The sequence below is a fragment of the Macrococcoides caseolyticum genome, from assembly GCF_002902665.1.
In the GTDB taxonomy this organism is placed as follows: domain Bacteria; phylum Bacillota; class Bacilli; order Staphylococcales; family Staphylococcaceae; genus Macrococcoides; species Macrococcoides caseolyticum.
The window spans coordinates 1-3,874 of the sequence record NZ_PPRM01000044.1 but is presented as its reverse complement, the minus strand read 5'-3'; the positions used below and the strand labels follow the sequence as shown (position 1 = coordinate 3,874).

Annotated in this window: 4 protein-coding genes; all 4 read left to right on the top strand. The window is 36.6% G+C overall.

Features of this window, described 5'->3' with window-relative positions; all coding sequences use genetic code 11:
- Positions 1-207 precede the first annotated feature (207 nt).
- The 4 genes from CD152_RS07320 to CD152_RS07305 are packed head-to-tail and all read left to right on the top strand — an operon-like array spanning position 208 to position 3,717.
- The gene (locus CD152_RS07320) at positions 208-1,320 is read left to right on the top strand and encodes an ATP-grasp domain-containing protein (protein WP_101141151.1); all 1,113 of its coding nucleotides are present in this window, start codon (positions 208-210) and stop codon (positions 1,318-1,320) included.
- 10 nt (positions 1,321-1,330) lie between these two features.
- Positions 1,331-2,461: a GNAT family N-acetyltransferase gene (locus tag CD152_RS07315; protein WP_103214580.1), complete on the top strand. Its 1,131-nt coding sequence runs from the start codon at positions 1,331-1,333 to the stop codon at positions 2,459-2,461.
- Positions 2,462-2,515: 54 nt separating this feature from the next.
- Positions 2,516-2,995, top strand: coding sequence for a GNAT family N-acetyltransferase (locus tag CD152_RS07310; RefSeq protein WP_015912328.1), 480 nt, complete (start codon positions 2,516-2,518; stop codon positions 2,993-2,995).
- 11 nt (positions 2,996-3,006) lie between these two features.
- Complete coding sequence (locus CD152_RS07305) at positions 3,007-3,717, top strand: 2-keto-4-pentenoate hydratase (RefSeq protein ID WP_101141147.1); 711 nt, start codon at positions 3,007-3,009, stop codon at positions 3,715-3,717.
- Positions 3,718-3,874: the final 157 nt, after the last annotated feature.

Genomic DNA, 3,874 nt, shown 5'->3' with positions numbered 1-3,874 from the left:
CAGAAAATCGCTGGGCTATAAAACACCATTGGAAGTATTTATGAGTTTCATCGAAGATGAGGAATTGTCTAGCTTATTTTGACAAACGAAAACTTTTAAATGTACAGCTTAATATTCCACATATTTCTTTAATGCAAATTAACACGTGTTTAATATCTCTCTGTTACGATAAATACAAAGTGTCATACATGAAAGGTGGAAGATTTCGTGAATATATTGATTACTGGAGCTCGTGCACCAATTTCGTATGAAGTAGTGCAGCAGCAGGTCGCGCTTGGTAGAAAGGTTTACCTATCCGACTCTACGAAGAAAGTAAGTATTAAGAAGTCAAAGTTTATTGAGCGATTTATAATAACCACTTCTCCACGATTTTCTACAGAACTCTATATTCAGGATATTAATGATATTATCGATACGTATCACATTGATCTTGTTATACCACTGAACGAAGAATCGTTCTATCTTTCTTATATGAAATCACAAATTAACGCACCCGTTTACGTTGAAGAAATTCAGAAGATGCTTTCAGTACACAATAAATATAACTTTACTAAATTAATCGATGCGATGGGGTTTAAAGTACCGGATACAGAATATATTATGAATCAGCACGATTTAACACAGTTTATAAATGATTACCCGGGAAATGAATATATCGTTAAGCAACCTTATGGGCGCTTCGGACAATCTGTACGTAAATTATCACGTATGGAGCTGGAGAATCAGCGATTAATTGAATTTCCATTTATGATTCAGACATTGATTAAAGGGACGGAATGGTGTTCTTATAGTTTTGCACATGAAGGACGTACATTAAGTACATCGTTATATTTATCGAACACACATGATAGTTACAATTGTTCAACGTACTTTCATTCTCAGAAAAACGAAGCACTGCAGAAAATTATTGAAAGTGTTATTCGCAATTTAAAATGGTCATATCAAATCGCATTTGATGTGATACAGTGTGATACAACAGGGGAGTATTACTTTATTGAATGTAACCCTCGCGCGACAAATGGGGCATTGTTCATGCAACCTGAAGTATGGGAGCTAAAACCGTGCACACCGAAATATGAAGCGCGTCAGCTAATATTCGTATCGCTATATAACTTTATAATGCGACCGAAAAAACATAATTTAGAACGTTTAAAGTACGGTAAGGATATATTCTGGCATCCGAGTGAAAAAGGGATATTCTTTGAACAATTAATTAGTGGTGCGCAGTGGTGGTTAACAGCAAAGTCACTGAAGACGACTGTGAATACGATTACGACGTATGATATTGAATGGAACGAAGACCTTATGACAAAGAAATAGAGGACAGTTTATGACATTTTATAGCACTTATGATGAAATACCATTTGACCGTATCAATATCGGAGTAAAAGAGCGTAAATACTTACGCTATATGATGGAAGGCATCACACGTGGCATCGGGAATGTGCATGCCCGTGTAGAAGTGATGATAGTGAATGGACAGCTTATCCCGTTCAGCATTAAAGATGGCGGAATGAATCAATCGTGGATTCATTCGTTTACGGGTCAGTATATTGATGAAATGGTAAGCGAAACAAGCCGTATGAATCTGCCTGCATGCTTGAAACCTGTAACGAATGCAGTGCTTACAGTCGGACGCTTTGTGCTGAATCCAACATGTGAAAAAACAGTAACGGTATTCCCTTCTTTTATGTCGACAACGATGTATGAAGGGTATGAGTTTGACCAAATTGAGTTGATTACAAAGCTGCTATCAGAGCGTTATCCAAAGCATGCCATCTGCTTCCGTACATTAAATGATAAATTCCATAAGCGTGAAATGAAATTGCTTAATAACGCTGGTTACGAACGTCTTATATCTCGAGCAGTATACATATATGATAGCAATGAACAGCACAGTAAGAACGAACGCAAAGATTTAAAGAAAGATATCAAGAAATTTAATAAGAGCGGACTGACATTTACGATGACGCTTAATGATGAAGACTTTGCGCAATTAGTTCCGTTATATGAACAAGTATATTTAGATAAGTATTCTCATTTTAATCCACACTATACAGCTGAATTCTTTAAGTTTATGTATGAGTCTACGAATTTGCAGTGGTTCGTCTTAAAGGATGAAGGACGCATCGTATCGTTTATGGCTGTACAGGAAGCGGGGAACACATTATTTCCAGCTTATTTTGGTATGGATCAATCCATTAAACATCTCTATTTTATAACGAGTGGATTGTTATATGAATTTGCTAAGCGTAATGGATATGCTATTAATAATAGTGCAGGTGCCAAAGATTATAAATTAGCGCGAGGATCAAGGCCATATCTAGAATATCATTATGTCTATATTAAACATCTCCCTCTGATGAAACAGTTAAACTATTTATCGTTTATTAGGTGTGCGACAACAATAGGAACTCCGGCTTTAAAGCGAACACAGTTCGAAGTTGTCGTGCAATTCTGATAATTAAATGGTATAATTAAAAGATATTAATTTTTTAAACTGAAGTAGGAGAGAATGGAAATGGTAAGTATTCGTAAAGCAGCACAAGATGATATTGTTCAAATTAAAAATGTGGTCACAAAAGCTTGGCACGATACATATAAGAATATAATGACAGCGAGCACAAGTGTTCAATTTTTAGAAGCATCGTTCAGCACTTCAAGACTGGAAAAGAGAATTAAAGAAACTTTATTTTTAGTAGCGGAAGTAGATGGAGAAATCGTAGGATTCGCAAATTTCATCTACGGAAAAGCTCTGAATTTATCTGCTATCTATGTCTTGCCAGAGCATCAGCGTCATGCGATCGGTAGGGCACTTCTGCATAATGGTCTGTCTTATTTCGACACGTATGATGCAGTCTTTGTTGAGGTTGCGCTGGACAATGAACGTGCAACGAAGTTTTATTATAGAGAAGGGTTCGAGCTTGTACGGGAGTATGAAGAAGACATTCTTGGTGAGAAAGTATTATCTGGTCTGCTTAAAAAAACATTATAGGGAGTGTTTTCATGAGTAGCAATCAATATGTTGAACTGCTGTTTAATGCATATCAGCAAAGAAAGGTGCTGGAAGAACGTATTGTTCCTGAAACGATGTCTCTAGCAACAGCATATGATGTGCAGCATGAGGTTTTGAAATTAAAAGAGCAAACAGAAACGTTAAAAGGCTATAAAGTTTCTCTTACGAGCGAAGAGACACAGCGTATGTTTAATAGTGATAGTCCATTATATGGTGCGATGACAGATAAAACGATATTATCAGAACGTGTCGCTCTAGGTGAATTCAATGAAGGATTACTAGAACTTGAACTCGTGTTTATTGTGCAAGAAACATTAGAGCAAGGAGATAGTGTAGCTGAGATCATGAGAAAATGTGTTATAGCACCAGGAATTGAACTTCCAGATGCGCATTATACGAATTGGTTTCCAAATATGAGCGTAGCCGAAATTGTTACTGATAGCGCCGTGAGCGGAGCGGTTGTCTTTGGTGAAGGTAAGGTGTGCAGCTATGATGACATTAAAGATATAAAAGGAACATTATATTTAAATGATGAAGCGATTGCTGAAGGGTGTTCGTCTGAAGTATTAGGACATCCAGTAGAAAGTGTGAAGTGGCTTGTTGAAGCGATTGCTGAATACGACAGAAAGCTTACACCAGGAATGTTTGTCTCATCGGGAACATTTATTTTGCCAAAGCGTCTTGAAAAAGGGATTTATTAAGCGGTCTATGAGACAGTAGGCGAAGTAAAGATAGAAGTCCAATAAAAAACTCTGCACATGCAGAGTTTCAGACTGAAGACAAACTCACAATTCTAAAAGTGAGTTTGTCTTTTTTCTTCGAAAAATATTGTTATTTTAAAGAAATTAGCAAAATATC

What these genes read in the sequence shown, in the direction of transcription:
- CD152_RS07315 (WP_103214580.1), top strand. Translation starts at nt 1,331, where the DNA reads ATGACATTTTATAGCACTTATGATGAAATACCATTTGACCGTATCAAT.
- CD152_RS07310 (WP_015912328.1), top strand. Translation starts at nt 2,516, where the DNA reads ATGGAAATGGTAAGTATTCGTAAAGCAGCACAAGATGATATTGTTCAA.
- CD152_RS07305 (WP_101141147.1), top strand. Translation starts at nt 3,007, where the DNA reads ATGAGTAGCAATCAATATGTTGAACTGCTGTTTAATGCATATCAGCAA.